A 14743-nucleotide genomic window follows, 5' to 3' on the forward strand; every position below is an offset into this window, starting at 1 on the left:
TCTTTGCAATTTTATTTAAAAATAGCCGATGAGATCTAAGATGGAACTTAACTTACAATTACATGAAATTATCGAAAATTTAATTCATTTATCAATTGCCTATTTACTAGCCCTGCCGATGGCGTTTGATCGTGAACGCTCAAACCATGGTGCCGGTTTACGTACCTTTCCGCTGGTGGCGGTTGCTTCATGCGGTTACGCATTAGTCGCTATGTCAGTCTTAACCACCTCAGAGGCTGAGGCAAAAGTGCTTGAAGGGATCATCACCGGAATTGGTTTTATTGGCGGTGGTGCAATCTTAAAAAACAAAAACTCTACATACGGTACTGCCACCGCCGCAAGTATATGGAACATGGGCTTAATTGGTATTGCCGTGGCTTTTAGTCGCTACGAAATCGCCGTGTTGATGGCCATTATCAACTTTATAACTCTGCGCTATGTGAAACGCTTAAAATAACTATATTTGACTTAATACAAAAAACCGGCCTAAGCCGGTTTAAACTATAAAAAGCTTACTTGGTTTCGAGTAACTTAGCTTGCTCTTGCTGGCTTGCCATAAACTCGTTGAACGTGCCATGAAAGTTGACGACTTTCTTGTCACGAATATCAATAATGCGGGTAGCCAAAGACGACACAAATTCGCGATCATGACTGACAAAAATCAATGTGCCTTCAAAACCTTTTAATGCATTATTTAATGCTTCAATCGCTTCCATATCCATGTGGTTTGTCGGTTCATCCATGATCAACACATTGACATCTTGCATCATCAACTTACCAAATAGTAAGCGGTTTTTCTCACCACCTGAGCAGTTACGCGCTTTTTTATTCGCGTCATCAGCGGTAAACAATAGACGCCCTAACATGCCGCGTACCATTAAGTCGTTATGTTTAGCGGTACGCCATTGTGACATCCAATCAAACAGGGTTAAATCGTTATCAAAATCTTTGCTGCTATCTTGCGGGCAATAACCAATAGAAGCATTTTCTGACCACTTAACCACGCCGTGGTTCGCTTCAAGCTCACCTACTAAGCAACGAATAAATGTTGATTTACCAACACCATTTTCGCCAATAATCGCCAGTTTCGAACCCGCTTCTAGGATCAGTTCGCCACCTTCAAACAGTACTTCTCCATCAAACCCATGACCAAAATTTTCTAAGATCAATGCCTGACGGTGCATTTTTTTACCTTCATCAAAATACAATGACGGCGCCATACGGCTTGAAGACTTCACTTCGTCTAAACTAATTTTCTCCATGCGTTTAGCACGTGAGCTCGCTTGCTTCGCTTTTGATGCATTGGCACCAAAGCGATTTACGAAGTCTTGTAGTTCTTCAATTTCTGATTGCTTTTTCGCATTACCAGCTAGTAGTTGCTCACGGATAAGCGTTGATGCTTCAATGAATTTTTCATAGTTACCAGGGTAAATGCGCAGCTCACCATAATCAATATCTGCCATGTGAGTACACACAGCATTAAGGAAGTAGCGGTCATGAGATATAATGATCATGGTACATTTACGTTGGTTCAGCTCTTGCTCAAGCCAGCTAATTGTATGAATATCCAAGTTATTAGTTGGCTCATCCAATAATAAAATATCTGGGTTGGCAAAGAGTGCTTGGGCTAGTAGTACACGTAATTTCCAACCAGGGGCAACTTGTGACATTAAGCCAAAATGAAATTCTTCCTCGATACCTGCTTTTAACAAAATATCACCAGCGCGGCTTTCTGCACTGTAGCCATCCATTTCAGCAAAAATACTTTCAAGCTCGGCGACTTTCATACCATCTTCTTCACTCATTTCAGGGAGCGAATAGATGCGTTCACGTTCTTGTTTTATTTTCCATAATTCAACATCTCCCATGATCACCGTATCAACTACTGTGTATTGCTCAAAGGCAAATTGGTCTTGGCTTAAATTACCAACCTTTAAGCCCGGTGTAATTGACACATTGCCTGAAGTAGGTGTTAGTGAGCCGTTTAATATTTTCATAAACGTTGACTTACCGCATCCATTGGCGCCAATTAAGCCATAACGGTTACCGTTACTAAATTTAGCTGAAATATTTTCGAATAAAGGTTCAGCACCAAACTGCATGGTAATGTTAGCGGTAGATATCAAGATGAATTTCCTAAGCAAATACTGGCAAGTAAACTGTTCGATAAATAAGGAAAAGTTAATACAGGCAATAACACGGTATAAAGAGGACGCGAATTATACAGGCAGCCTGCGCACTAGTCGAGCTTAGTCTTAGTTATTTGGGTAATGAGTGTTAATCAATAAACAATGCTTCGGTGGGCTGATAATAGTGGTGAAACAGCATCTGTATATCCTCAACGAGCACCCGGCCAACAGATAGCTCCGGTAAATTATCTAAAGCAAAAAAGCCAATTTCAGACACTTCTAAGTTAATTGTAGGTTCGCCGCCAATAAGCTCACACAGAAAAAATAATTTATAGATATGCTGTGCAGAGACAGGTAAGTATGGGTGAAGTGCCCGATCTTTTAAAGCGATTAAACGAGGATTCGTTACCTGATACCCAGACTCTTCTAATACTTCACGAATAATCCCTTCGCGAGGCGCTTCATTAACATCAGCCCACCCACCTGGTAACGACCATTTATCGTCAGTTCGTTCTCGTACTAGCAAGATTTTATTATCAACGATTACACCTGCACGCAAATCGACTTTAGGAGTCGGATAGCCTTGCTCATCAATAAATAGATTTTCAACCACACTGACAGGTTGCTCAGCAAGCGAAGCTAACATTTGGTGACTAATATCAGCTAATTGCTCATAACGTTCAATGTCATAACCATCTTTTGTATAGGCTTTACCTGTTTGACTAATGGCCTGTATTTGTTTGGCCCATGCTAACCACTGTGACATATGACTTTAATCTCGATTTAAGCGACCTATTTTGATTTTACACAATAAAGCATTCAATACAAAAAAGCGAAGGCAACTGCCTTCGCTTTTTACTCAAATAAACTGCTTAAGCAAGTTTGTCTGAGGCAACTTTATACGTTGGATCTTCAATCACATTTACTTCAACTAAGTCACGGGCTTTATGCAGTAGCTGAGTACAATCTTTACTAAGGTGGCGAAGATGTAACTGCTTGCCTGCTTTAGTGTATTTATCCGCTAACGCATCGATAGCTTCAATCGCACTGTGATCAGCTACACGACTGTATTTAAATTCAATGATCACGTCTTTAGGATCATTTTTCACATCAAACAATTCTGCAAACTTTTTCACCGAGCCAAAAAACAATGGGCCGTGTAACTCGTAAACTTTAGAGCCTTGTTCATCAATATAGTTTGTTGTGAAAATATGTTTTGCATGTTGCCATGCAAAAACTAACGCTGAGACAATCACACCCACACAGACGGCAATCGCTAGATCAGTGATTACTGTAACACCCGACACGAGCACAATCACAAAGGCATCTGACTTAGGTACACGCTTCATCATTTTGAAACTCGCCCACTCAAATGTGCCGAGTACCACCATAAACATTACGCCAACAAGTGCAGCCAATGGGATCATTTCAATTAAGCCCGCTGCAAACAGGATAAACGCAAGCAACATAACAGCTGCCGTGATCCCAGATAAACGTGAACGACCCCCTGAGTTAATATTGATCATAGATTGACCAATCATTGCGCAGCCCCCCATCGCGCCAAAGAAACCACACGTGACATTTGCAGCACCTTGGCCGATACACTCTTTATTACTTTGACCACGGGTCTCTGTTATTTCGTCAATTAAGCTCAATGTTAACAACGACTCAATTAAACCAATCGCCGCTAAAATAAGTGCATAAGGGAAAATAATTTTGAACGTTTCAAACGTAAACGGCACCATTGGAATATGAAATTCTGGTAAGCCACCAGCAATAGTCGCAGCGCTGTCCCCTGTCATATCTTTTAAGAAATCAAGTACAGTGCGCGCTTCAAGGTCCAAGCCCATCACAATGGCTGTCACAGTTACAATAGCCACTAAAGTTGAGGGCACTGCCGTCGTTAACTTTGGTAAAAAATGGATAATAGCCATTGTTAATGCTACCAGTGCAAGCATGATCATCAACGGAGTACCTGTCATCCATTGCACGCCGCCCGCGCCATCAGAGACTTTAAACTGGCCAAGTTGGGCAAGAAAGATCACAATCGCGAGTCCGTTTACAAATCCCAACATGACAGGGTGCGGAACCATCCGAATAAATTTACCGAGCTTAAACACCCCAGCTAATATCTGCAGGATCCCCATTAACAACACGGTCGCAAATAAGTATTCAACACCATGATCAAGCACTAAACTTACCATCACAACAGCCAGTGCACCGGTCGCACCAGATATCATGCCAGGGCGACCACCAAAGATAGCAGTGATCAGGCCAACAATAAATGCTGCATATAAACCAACCAAAGGCTCCACATTCGCAACAAACGCAAATGCAACAGCTTCAGGTACGAGTGCAAGCGCAACCGTAATACCTGACAAAATATCGTTTTTAGCAGAGCTTGGCGCCTTGCTTAGTAAGTTAAACATTGAATTCCTCTTGCGGATGTGGGATCAAAAAAGCGCCCAATTCTAACAAATTAAGCTAAGGTTAACAATTGCAGTAAGGGGTACAGGCTAAACACGAGAGTCGTTTTAGCCTGTTGGAATATAATTAAAGCGGTAGTGAAGTGCTGCGTTTTACGCAGGTCATCGTCACATTTGAATGAACTTCTTGGACAAACTCAAGGTTTAATAAATTATCACGAACAAACTGCTCGTAGCCTTCAATACCTTTTGAAATAATCCGCAACATAAAGTCCATAGTACCGGCCATGCTGTAGCATTCCGTTACTTCGTCGTAACTTAAGATCAATCGTTCAAACTCAGCAAGATTAGTACGGCCATGGTTCGACAAACGAACATGGGCGTACACTAACATATCAAAACCAAGTTTTTTCTCATCCAATAATGCAACCTTGCCTTTGATGTAACCATCTTGTTCAAGTTTTGCAATACGACGCCAACAAGGTGACTGAGATAAGCCTACTTTATCAGCAATATCTGCGGTCGAAAGACTTGCATCTTGCTGTAACAGTGCCAATATTTGGCGATCTACGTGATTTAGAGACATTTTATTTCTTTTTTATTTTACTAAATTGATTAAATTATACATTGCTTTATTAGCTGAGTCTTGTGTTTTTATGCATTTTTTATGCGTAACTAACCATATTTACCACTTATAAATGGATTCGATATGCGCTCTGTAACTACTTTAGTGTCAGGTCCATGCCCTGAAAGGATTTTGGTTTCATCTGGCAGAGTTAGGATTTTTTGTTTTATTGACGCAAGTAGCTGCTGTGCATCTCCTTTAGGGAAATCAGTACGCCCTACTGAGCCTTTAAAAATCACATCACCAACAATGGCCAACTGATGCTTTGCTTCATAAAAGACTATATGACCCGGCGTGTGGCCAGGGCAATGGCGAACTTCAAAGCGCAATTCACCCACAGGGAAAATATCCCCATCATTGAGCCAATGATGGGGGTAAAAAGGCGTTATTGGTGCAAAGCCAAACATTTGCGCTTGCATAGGTAATGCATCAAACCAAAATAACTCGTCTTGCTGTGGGCCCACAATATCAACTGAAAAATGTTCTGCCAGTATTTTTGCAGCACCCACATGATCAAGATGACCATGAGTCAGTAAAATACATTGCACACTCACTGAATGCTTAGCCAGCTCAGCAATAATTTTTTCAGCATCGCCACCTGGATCAATCACAGCTGCTTGGCGAGTCTGTTTACAAATAATAATTCGACAATTTTGTGCAAACGCAGTAACCGGTAGAGTAATAATTTCCATAAATTAATTCTTTTCTTGGGCGTGTTCTAAAAATGTCATAAGTACAGGATACTTTAAATAGGCTTGATCATAAAATGGCGTATGTTCGTAAAGCCAGTTCAAGCGCGCTTGCGGATCGTTTGCAAAAGCAGCATCTTCACGAATTTTTTTATCAAACTCTAATGCTAATGCCGGTTTGTCTTTTAACATCTGACGAGCATAAGGCGCTAACGCGTAGTTTTCCATATACTCAGTACGTTGAAAAATCGTATTAAACTCACCCCAAGCAAAAAATGAATCCGGTGCCTTTGGCTGTAGTAAATGCGTCGCTAATTCACCTAACGGTTGCGCAGTTTCGACTTTAGACCACCCGGTCAAATTCTTTTCCGTTACATCAACAAAGTCAAAATCAGCACTTACCCTAAAGCGACCTTCAAACGGCGTTTTAGCAAATTCATGACGTTTTACAATCGCCATTTTTAAATGGCTTGGTAGTGCATCTGCAGTCACTGTTTGTACTGCTATACCGTGTAGCTTTAACTTTTCGACAATCTGTGGATACGCTGGAGGAATATAAAATGCATTGGGTACTTTGATTGTTGTTTTTACTTCTTTCTGCCAAAAAATAGGTAATGCATCATAATGTTGCTTTTCACCAAGGTATTTTACTTCCATCTGGCCACTCAAAGCACTTTCACTACGTGTATATTTAATGCCTTCAAATATTAGCGTATTTGGCTCTTTAGCATAACCACGCTCAACAATCAGCTGGCTTGGTACAAATGCTAACTCTTTTTTAACCGCCTCCGTTAATTGTTGATGATGCTGCGCTAATGCTGAAATCGCGCCATCTAAAAACACGTAAGTACCAAGCACTCGTTGCTTATAAGGTTTAAGCGAATGGTTTTCAACAAGAATTGTAGGTAGTGAGCGTAAATCGCCCCAACCATTCGAATAACGAGGAGTCGCAACCCAGCCCGCTAGGCCTTTTTTAAAGTCGCGCTTATCCATAACAAAAACTAAAGGTCCAGGAAGATGACCTTGAGCCTGTAACTTTTTATCAATAACAGGTTTAAAATACTGATCCAATGCAGCTGAAACACTGGGTGATTCACTTGCAAATACAGGATTGTAACCATAGGTAACATCATACTGATAATCTGCCCCGTCTGTTACATGTACATCAATGTATAAGTCAGGCTTAAACTGCTTAATGACTTTTAATACGCCGCGTACTTCTGGGGTATCTAGCTTCGTGTAATCACGATTTAAGTTAAGGTTATTAGCATTAGTGCGAAAACCCATTTCTACTGGGCCACGTTGATTGATACGGTTGAATTGACTGCGACGCTCGTGACCATCCACATTCAAAATAGGAATAAACAAGATATTTACTTGGCTTAAAATGTCACGACGCTTACCGGTTGCGATATCACGTAGTAACATAAACGTCGCATCTTTACCGTCAATTTCACCTGCGTGAATACCCGCTTGAATGAATAGTGTTGGTTTTGTATTTTGCATCAGCTGAGAAGGCGTAAAAGCCCCCTCTTCACTGGCGACCAACATTTTTATCGCACGGCCGCTGGCACTATGGGCAATAGTTTGCACTTGAAATTGAGTCGGGTTTGCTGCTACAAGGCGATCAACAAACGCCATTGTTTGTTGGTAATTTGGCGAATTTAGCCCTTCGCTCAGTTCGAAGTCAGTGGTTAATGGGCCTTTTTGTTGTATCAGTGTCAGACTTTGCCCTTGCCAAGGTAGTAATGGCGGTAAATGGCTATCTAATGTGGCAGTAGTTGCACTTAACAATAATAAACTGGCGATCATAGGACTCTCAAACATTGGCCTCTTTAATAGGGTGAAATTATAACAAGGAAAAATGACAGATCGCGTAAACTGCGGTGATTCAACAAAAAAATGCAGCCAATGACAATTTGAAAACTTTATAGGGCTAATATTTATACATTAAAAAAGGCGCTATAAAAGCGCCTTGCCATTCAAGAATTATGTGCTTAAAACATATCTTGATAAGGATTGGTTTTAGTAAATGATATTGCTTTGTCAAATCCTGGGATCTGCATATCAGTTTCAGAAATAACAATGTCATTCTCTTCAATCATGCCATCACCAAAGCGATAAATAAGGTCATACTGACCTAAATCCGCTTGTTGCTGATAACTGGCTTGCGCAGCCGCAACGCTGTTATTGGCCACTGTGTATGCGTTCATTACATCACTGCCATGACGCTTTGCTAACATTTCCATGGTGACTTTAGGTGATAACACTGTCGCTGTCGCATTATTACCGCCAAAGCCTTTTGAATTGATAAAAGCAATGTCCATATCTGTACATTGGTAATGTGTTGTACGAATATCTAAATGTTGGTCATACACATCATCTGCCACTTTATCTATAGTGGTAATACCTGGCATAATATTGTGACTAAATACACCCAATGCCATGGCTAACTGATCGCCACTAGCAGGAGCAATAGTGTGCCCAACATACGCTTTAGGCGCAGCAACTTTCCAGTTATCAATTGCAAAGGTTTGCGCTACTCGATGATAAATTAGCGATTCAGTCACACGGTTTTGCGGCGTACTTGATCCATGCGCTAAAATAAAACTGCGTTGTTGAACCGCTTCAGTGCCTAAAATATTAGCCGCTAATGCCACCGATTTTGCCATAGTAATGTAGTTACCAGGTCCTGGTGCTGTGATCGACTTTTTCACACCATCGGCATTCACAAATACATCCGCTACAGCTCCCATAATATCTGCACCTAATGCTAATGCGAGCGCATCATCCATCAGGATAGCCACTTGTGCACCTTCACCAATTGTAAAGCCACAGTTTTCACCAAATGGACGGCTTGTACGGCGATGATCAACCGTCTCTGTATTATCTAAACGCTTCAGGCCTTCTTCGTTAGCCAGTGCGCCCATATTGCCAAAACCTTCAATGATCTCAGGTGTAATAGCACATTCAGAAGACGCTACAACAGCTACACGAGTACGCCCAGCTTGAATATCATTAACAGCTGCACGCAGATTATATAAAAACGTCGCGCAGGCACCGGAGGTGGTAAACGTAGTACCGACATTACCAGTTACATAGGCATTGATAAAATCGGTAGACATGGTATTTAAACCCAGTGCCAACTGCTTAGTGCTGACCCGCTCGCCTTGTTGGCGCGAACGAATTAAACCACCAAAACCTTCATCATTGACCTGCCCTGCCACAGATGCTGAATAGGTACCAATTTGGTCTGGCTCAACACTGTTCATAATATGCTGCCAATCAAGTCCTGTTGAGCGTATCGCATCCGTAGCAGCGAAAATTGTGGCTTGTAAACCACGCGGTTGGTAACGGCTATTGTACATAATGGCCGGATCAAAACCTGTTGGTAACTGACCTGCGGCTTTAATGGGGTTATCACGGGTGCTGTCATGCTTTATGTCTAGCTCAGCCGCAATAGTGACTTTAACTTTTTTATCAGTAATGTCTTCAATTAACCAACTTGACGGTACTGGTTGCGGTAAGTCACGACGACGTGCTTCAAATACAATCGCTTGCTCATCGCTAAGCGTTAATGTCATTTTTTGTTGCCATGGCGTCGCATCAACATCAAAATGATTTTTTTCAATTTTACGGATCAAAGTCCCCGCGATAATCTGTTCGCCAAACTGAGCCTCTATATCACTTTGTTTAATTGAGTTACCGTGTTGATCTTTTAATTCGCCCTCTTGTAATGAAACAAGATTCATTAAAGTCGCTAAGCCTAGAAACGTTTCTTGGCGTGCGTCGCCTGCTAAATTGTCTAACACGATACGACGATAACCTTGATGAAATGAGGTACGGCCCGCGGCGTTAATTCCGCCCATGCCGACAATAACGGGTAATGCTGTCATAATTTACCTTGAGAAAACGTGTTATAGGAGAAGTAACTAGTTTAGATGGATTTTACTGTAAGCATTGTGCTTAAATAGCCAAATAACAAGCTTAATAGGCCAGTAGCAACTGGTCGGAGCAATTAAATGGACAACAACTTCAAAGATAGCCCGTTACAGATCAGTATGTTGGTCTATCAGCATTTATTGATCACCAGTTTAACACTGCCCATCGAAATGCTTAGAGCAGGTGAAGCCTACGCAAAAGGTCATGCAAAAGGCCATTCAACCGCAACGCAATTTCGACCATTGCAGATCAATTTGATAGCTGAAGATCGACAGCCAATCCAAAATCGCAGTGGTTTGGCGATTATACCCGAATACACCTATGCCAATGCACCATACAGTGATTTGATCATAGTGCCCGGTATTTGGCGTAACCCGCGCCCCGTTGTTAGGGCAAACCAAGGGCTTGTGAAGTGGCTAACTTGTAGTTGGCAACAGGGTAGCTCGATTATTGGGGTCGGCACTGGTAACTGCTTAGTGGCTGAGGCAACGCTATTAAATGGTCATCCAGCAACAACTCACTGGCATTATGCAGAACAATTTAAACGCGATTACCCACAGGTATTACTCAAACCTGACTTTTTCATCACTCAGTCAGAACGTTTATACAGTGTGGCAAGTTTGAATGCATTAGCGGATGTCATTGTGCACATTATTAGTCAATACTATGGACAAGCTGCCGCTCAACATGTTGAACGTAACTTTTCTCATGAAATACGAAAACCTTATGAAGATCAGCGCTACCTTGAAGGTGCGGTGGATCGCCATCCCGACGAACTCATCGCTCAAATTCAATTTTGGCTAAAAAACAACTTAGCCACAGAACAAAGCTTAACCGAAGTGGCCCAATTATTTGGCTTAAGCTATCGCTCGTTTACACGACGCTTTAGAGTAGCCACCAATCAAAGTCCGATTGAATACTGGCAACAACTACGAGTGCAAACGGCAAAGGAGCTTTTAGCGTCATCAAACTTGTCGATTCAAGAAGTCGCATTAGAGGTGGGCTATAACGATCAGGGACATTTAACCCGAGTGTTTAAAAAGTTACTCTCGCAAACCCCTAGCGATTATCGCAACGTGGTCAGAAGAAAGTTATTTGGCAATTAATGATACAAATAACGCCACTTAATCGTGGCGTTCAGCTTCTTTTTTATTACTTCTGTAATACCGTTTTGAGTAAATTTTCACATGGCGATGTACACCTTTGCTCAAACTTTTGAATTTCGCTTCAAGCACATCAACACCATATAAAATACCCACCACGAGAATAGACAATTTAATCGCTGCCAGTAAATTATTCGTTGCAATCACAACTCCTATGGATGCCAATACCCAAATCGTTGCGGCCGATGTCACCCCCACCACAGCGCCATCTTTCGCAAGCATGACTCCAGCGCCTAAAAAGCCAATCCCAGTGATGATTTGACCAACCACCCGCGAATGGTCAATTACATCACCATGGAGCATAAACGCGGTGGCTAAAAACAAATACGTACCCAATATGATCAACACAGAGGTGCGGATCCCAACGGGTTTGCCTCGTAATTGCCGCTCCATGCCTATTAAGGCGCCACAAAAAGCCGCGCTACCAATTGCTGACCACGAATAAGGGGTAATATCTACTAATTCAAAAAAACTCACTCAACATCCTAAAATTACTTTATTTTTATAGCCAGTGCGGTACTCAAACGAGAGCTGCCAAAACTCGCCATTTTTACAAAATCACTTTTTGCAATGGGTACATGCTGGCAATCAATCGCTAGTTGTTTATCGTTTTCACAAAACGGATCATGCACATACAAGCAATGTTCATCTAGATGAGTCACACACACCCAATGAGGCGATTTTTTACCATCAAAGCGATATGTACTGATCAACAACACCACAGCCATTTTTTCAGCCAGCCAGCGCTCGATATGTTCCAGTGATAATTCCTGATATTTAACATCGAGTTTATGATTAATGGCTTCAACTACAAATTGATTATGCACAGTATGCAAAATCGCTTTTTTGTTGTCGTTTCTCACGCCACCTACAAATAAAGTATCACGGGTATTAATAACCACTTCAGCCTTAAAGCCACGTTTATTTGCCGCTAGTGCAAGCCCTAATGGATGACAACCACCATGTCCTGAAGTCATGAAAATAGTCGTTGCTTCACGCCATATCGCAAGTTCACTGACCTGGGTGATCACTGCTTTTTTTAGTGATGACATGGCCATCAATAACGCAGCAGGGCCACATGTAAACTCCGTGGTTTGCTGATACCAAGGAGTTTCTCGTGTAAACTCAAGTTCATTGGTGTTACGAATGTTTTTTTGCATTCGTAGCGCATCGCTATGGTCGTCGTAATAATCACTGTATTGCCCGAATACCCGATACCCCAGTTTCTTATACAAGGCAATGGCGGCTAAATTATTTACCGCCACTTCAAGGCGCATAAACACCCTACCGCGCTCTGCAGTAGCACGTTCAAGTGAACTTAGTAACTGCTGTGCAAGACCTTTCCCCTGCGCCTGCGGTGCTACTGCAAGTGAGTATAAACGAGCTAAACGAGTGCCTTTGTGACACCATACTAAACCATAGCCAAGCAATTGATTGTTTGATTCGACAACCTGCAAAATTCCATGCTTAGCCGTTATCCAACGTTTCAAACTGCGGGCACTTAACCGATCTTGACTAAAGCTTTGTTGCTCTATTGCAAGTAATGCCTTTAAATCAGCGTCTGTGGCAACTCGCACTGCCACATCATGAACAGACATTAACCTCGACCTCGAGCTTCAAGACGTTGCTTAAATTCATCCATAATAAGCATGTATAATTCATCACCTAAGTAGGCATCTTCTACTTTATGATCAATACTTGGGTTGTCGTTCACTTCTAGCACATAAGCACGGCCTTGATGCTCTTTAACATCAACACCATATAAACCTTTCCCCACTGTTTTGCAGGCTTTTAAAGCAGCATCAAGCACCGCTTTAGGTAGCTCAAAAGTAGGTAATGTTTCAAAGCCACCTGAGAAGAAGCGTTTTGCGTCGTGGTTATAGATTTGCCAATGGTTACGTGCCATTAAATAACGACATGCATAAATAGCACGGCCATTTAACACCCCTACTCGCCAATCATACTCGGTATACATGTATTCTTGCGCTAATACTAAGGCGCTAAATTCAAACAGCTCATTTAATTTTGCAACCAACTCAGTGCGATCAGCTACTTTATACACCCCTTTAGAGAACGAGCCTTCAGGCATCTTCAGTACTAATGGGTAAGTAAAAGTATTTTCAAGCTGAGTAATGGTGTCGTCATTTTGATCTGCAACCACTAATGTTTTTAAACTCGGCACTTTTTGATAATTAAACGCATCATGTAAATACACTTTATTACAGCAACGCAAAATAGAGTCAGCATCATCGATGACCACTAAACCTAAGCTTTGCGCTTTACTTGCCAGACGATAGGTTGGATGATCTATCGCCGTTGTTTGACGAATAAATAACGCATCAAACTGAGCAATATTATCTATCTCATCAAAACTAAGCGCTTGCGCATGAATACCGTGTTTAGCAGCAGCTTTAATAAATCGGGCAATCGCATCTTTATCACTTGGTGGTACTTTCTCATTGTGATCAACCAAAATCGCCATATCCCAACGGTAACGCTTTTGAGTGCTACTGATCCGCCATTGTGTTTGCGTGAATTCAGTTAGTTTAGCTACAAACTCATGGTGTTGTTCAGCATTAAGAGACGCTAAAGAACCTTGTTTTAGTAGCCCTTGTTGATCTACAAATAAAATCGGTGCTGGGTATTGTTTGAATACCGATTTAGCTGCTTTGTTTTGTAGCTCATTGACAGCCTGACCAAAGTAAACTGCATCAGTCAGCACGCCTATGCTTAGCATTAATGTTTGACCACTGCGTAACGCATTAATGGTTTTCACACTTGGTAAAACTTGATGTTTCCGTGCTTCAGCAAGTAATGAACAATAATAGCCTTTACTCAAGTACTGACTTGAGTCGCATAAATTAATTATGCGTGTTTTTGGCTCATTATGTTTTGGGTAATCTCGTAAGTAGGTATTGAAGGTAATTACGTTTTCGAATGAGTGAGCAAGAGACTGCTCGTTGTTATCAACCACGATCAAGGTTTTAAACACGACTTTTCCTAAAATAAGTCAAAATAAAAATGAATGTAAATAGAAACACCCATACTGCTAAGTAATAATTGTGCGTAGCACGTGTACTTAACAGGATGGGTGCTTTAGATTTAGCTACTGCTTAATCTACAGGTGATTTATAAAGGGTTTTGCAGCCTCTTTCCAACGAATAATTTTTGGCGTTAAGATAAGTAAATTTAATCAATCTCAGTTCAGCGATTAACAGCTTAGCGAATCGACTTGACATAAAGCTAACTGATTGAAATTATTTCCAAAAGCGTTGTGTTATTTGCTACTGTAAAACTAAGCTCATCATTTTGTTGCTTGTTTATGAGTAGTTTCCCTAATGGTGATTGTGGGGTCAGTACATACACTAAGGTGTTTTTTATTTTTATGCTTAAACCGCCTGACAGTGGCCCTATAAAATACCATTTGAGATTTTCATCTTCATCACAAATACACACCAATGACCCGATTGTAACCTGCTTTGAAGTCGGTGTTTTAAATGCTTTTTCAAATTCAATTATGCTTAAGTGACAATCATTCACCCGTTCGGCTTGCCCTTGTGCTAAATACGCCGCTTCAAGCCCTAGTGTATCGTACTTATTTTCAGCAATGTTTTCTTCATGGATAGCAGTATCGTAAGCTGTTTTAGCCGCAGCCTGTGCGGTTGCTAGTTGGGCCTCTAGAGCAAAACGTAAACACTCAATTACATGGTTTTTATTCATAGTTTAATAGATTAATTTCAATCAGTTATACAGGTATCTAAGCCTGCCA

At 41.4% G+C, this 14743-nt stretch carries 13 protein-coding genes; 2 read left to right on the plus strand and 11 right to left on the minus strand.

What is annotated here, in order from left to right:
- Window positions 1-40 precede the first annotated feature (40 nt).
- Window positions 41-457, plus strand: a complete 417-nt coding sequence (locus PHAL_RS0104695) for an MgtC/SapB family protein (RefSeq protein WP_016707267.1) — start codon at window positions 41-43, stop codon at window positions 455-457.
- 55 nt (window positions 458-512) lie between these two features.
- Here PHAL_RS0104695 and PHAL_RS0104700 read toward each other — a convergent pair whose 3' ends face one another.
- The 7 genes from PHAL_RS0104700 to PHAL_RS0104730 all read right to left on the minus strand — a co-directional run bounded on the left by PHAL_RS0104700 (window position 513) and on the right by PHAL_RS0104730 (window position 9765).
- Window positions 513-2126, minus strand: coding sequence for an ABC-F family ATPase (locus PHAL_RS0104700; RefSeq protein ID WP_016707268.1), 1614 nt, complete (start codon window positions 2124-2126; stop codon window positions 513-515).
- A 151-nt stretch (window positions 2127-2277) separates the two neighbouring features.
- Window positions 2278-2895: an NUDIX hydrolase gene (locus tag PHAL_RS0104705; protein ID WP_016707269.1), complete on the minus strand. Its 618-nt coding sequence runs from the start codon at window positions 2893-2895 to the stop codon at window positions 2278-2280.
- A gap of 106 nt (window positions 2896-3001) precedes the next feature.
- Window positions 3002-4558 (minus strand): SulP family inorganic anion transporter, encoded by a 1557-nt coding sequence (locus PHAL_RS0104710; protein WP_016707270.1) that lies wholly within the window; start codon window positions 4556-4558, stop codon window positions 3002-3004.
- 124 nt (window positions 4559-4682) lie between these two features.
- Window positions 4683-5141 carry an Lrp/AsnC family transcriptional regulator gene (locus tag PHAL_RS0104715; protein WP_016707271.1) on the minus strand — a complete coding sequence of 153 codons (459 nt, stop codon included), beginning with the start codon at window positions 5139-5141 and terminating at the stop codon, window positions 4683-4685.
- Between the two features lie 89 nt (window positions 5142-5230).
- On the minus strand, window positions 5231-5872 hold the full coding sequence (locus PHAL_RS0104720) for an MBL fold metallo-hydrolase (protein ID WP_016707272.1): 642 nt from the start codon (window positions 5870-5872) through the stop codon (window positions 5231-5233).
- A gap of 3 nt (window positions 5873-5875) precedes the next feature.
- Entirely contained in the window at window positions 5876-7681 is a 1806-nt protein-coding gene (locus tag PHAL_RS0104725; RefSeq protein WP_029216025.1) for a M14 family metallopeptidase, read from the minus strand.
- A gap of 185 nt (window positions 7682-7866) precedes the next feature.
- The gene (locus tag PHAL_RS0104730) at window positions 7867-9765 is read right to left on the minus strand and encodes a beta-ketoacyl synthase (protein WP_016707274.1); all 1899 of its coding nucleotides are present in this window, start codon (window positions 9763-9765) and stop codon (window positions 7867-7869) included.
- Window positions 9766-9891: 126 nt separating this feature from the next.
- Here PHAL_RS0104730 and PHAL_RS0104735 point away from each other — a divergent pair, with 126 nt between their 5' ends.
- The gene (locus tag PHAL_RS0104735; protein WP_016707275.1) at window positions 9892-10917 is read left to right on the plus strand and encodes a GlxA family transcriptional regulator; all 1026 of its coding nucleotides are present in this window, start codon (window positions 9892-9894) and stop codon (window positions 10915-10917) included.
- A gap of 18 nt (window positions 10918-10935) precedes the next feature.
- Here PHAL_RS0104735 and PHAL_RS0104740 read toward each other — a convergent pair whose 3' ends face one another.
- From PHAL_RS0104740 to PHAL_RS0104755, 4 genes are all read right to left on the minus strand, one after another.
- Window positions 10936-11451, minus strand: coding sequence for an MgtC/SapB family protein (locus PHAL_RS0104740; protein ID WP_016707276.1), 516 nt, complete (start codon window positions 11449-11451; stop codon window positions 10936-10938).
- A gap of 14 nt (window positions 11452-11465) precedes the next feature.
- Entirely contained in the window at window positions 11466-12572 is a 1107-nt protein-coding gene (locus PHAL_RS0104745) for a GNAT family N-acetyltransferase/peptidase C39 family protein (RefSeq protein WP_016707277.1), read from the minus strand.
- Window positions 12572-13966: a RimK family protein gene (locus PHAL_RS0104750; RefSeq protein ID WP_016707278.1), complete on the minus strand. Its 1395-nt coding sequence runs from the start codon at window positions 13964-13966 to the stop codon at window positions 12572-12574. Before PHAL_RS0104750 ends, PHAL_RS0104745 begins: the two co-directional genes overlap by 1 nt.
- A gap of 251 nt (window positions 13967-14217) precedes the next feature.
- Entirely contained in the window at window positions 14218-14694 is a 477-nt protein-coding gene (locus PHAL_RS0104755) for a GreA/GreB family elongation factor (RefSeq protein ID WP_016707279.1), read from the minus strand.
- Between the last annotated feature and the right edge of the window lie 49 nt (window positions 14695-14743).

Source organism: Pseudoalteromonas haloplanktis ATCC 14393, from assembly GCF_000238355.1.
GTDB classification, from domain to species: Bacteria; Pseudomonadota; Gammaproteobacteria; order Enterobacterales; family Alteromonadaceae; genus Pseudoalteromonas; species Pseudoalteromonas haloplanktis.

Excerpts from the sequence above, each read along its gene's own strand:
- PHAL_RS0104695 (WP_016707267.1), top strand. The coding sequence starts at position 41 with ATGGAACTTAACTTACAATTACATGAAATTATCGAAAATTTAATTCAT.
- PHAL_RS0104705 (WP_016707269.1), bottom strand. The coding sequence starts at position 2,895 with ATGTCACAGTGGTTAGCATGGGCCAAACAAATACAGGCCATTAGTCAA.
- PHAL_RS0104710 (WP_016707270.1), bottom strand. The coding sequence starts at position 4,558 with ATGTTTAACTTACTAAGCAAGGCGCCAAGCTCTGCTAAAAACGATATT.
- PHAL_RS0104715 (WP_016707271.1), bottom strand. The coding sequence starts at position 5,141 with ATGTCTCTAAATCACGTAGATCGCCAAATATTGGCACTGTTACAGCAA.
- PHAL_RS0104720 (WP_016707272.1), bottom strand. The coding sequence starts at position 5,872 with ATGGAAATTATTACTCTACCGGTTACTGCGTTTGCACAAAATTGTCGA.
- PHAL_RS0104725 (WP_029216025.1), bottom strand. The coding sequence starts at position 7,681 with ATGATCGCCAGTTTATTATTGTTAAGTGCAACTACTGCCACATTAGAT.
- PHAL_RS0104730 (WP_016707274.1), bottom strand. The coding sequence starts at position 9,765 with ATGACAGCATTACCCGTTATTGTCGGCATGGGCGGAATTAACGCCGCG.
- PHAL_RS0104735 (WP_016707275.1), top strand. The coding sequence starts at position 9,892 with ATGGACAACAACTTCAAAGATAGCCCGTTACAGATCAGTATGTTGGTC.
- PHAL_RS0104745 (WP_016707277.1), bottom strand. The coding sequence starts at position 12,572 with ATGTCTGTTCATGATGTGGCAGTGCGAGTTGCCACAGACGCTGATTTA.
- PHAL_RS0104755 (WP_016707279.1), bottom strand. The coding sequence starts at position 14,694 with ATGAATAAAAACCATGTAATTGAGTGTTTACGTTTTGCTCTAGAGGCC.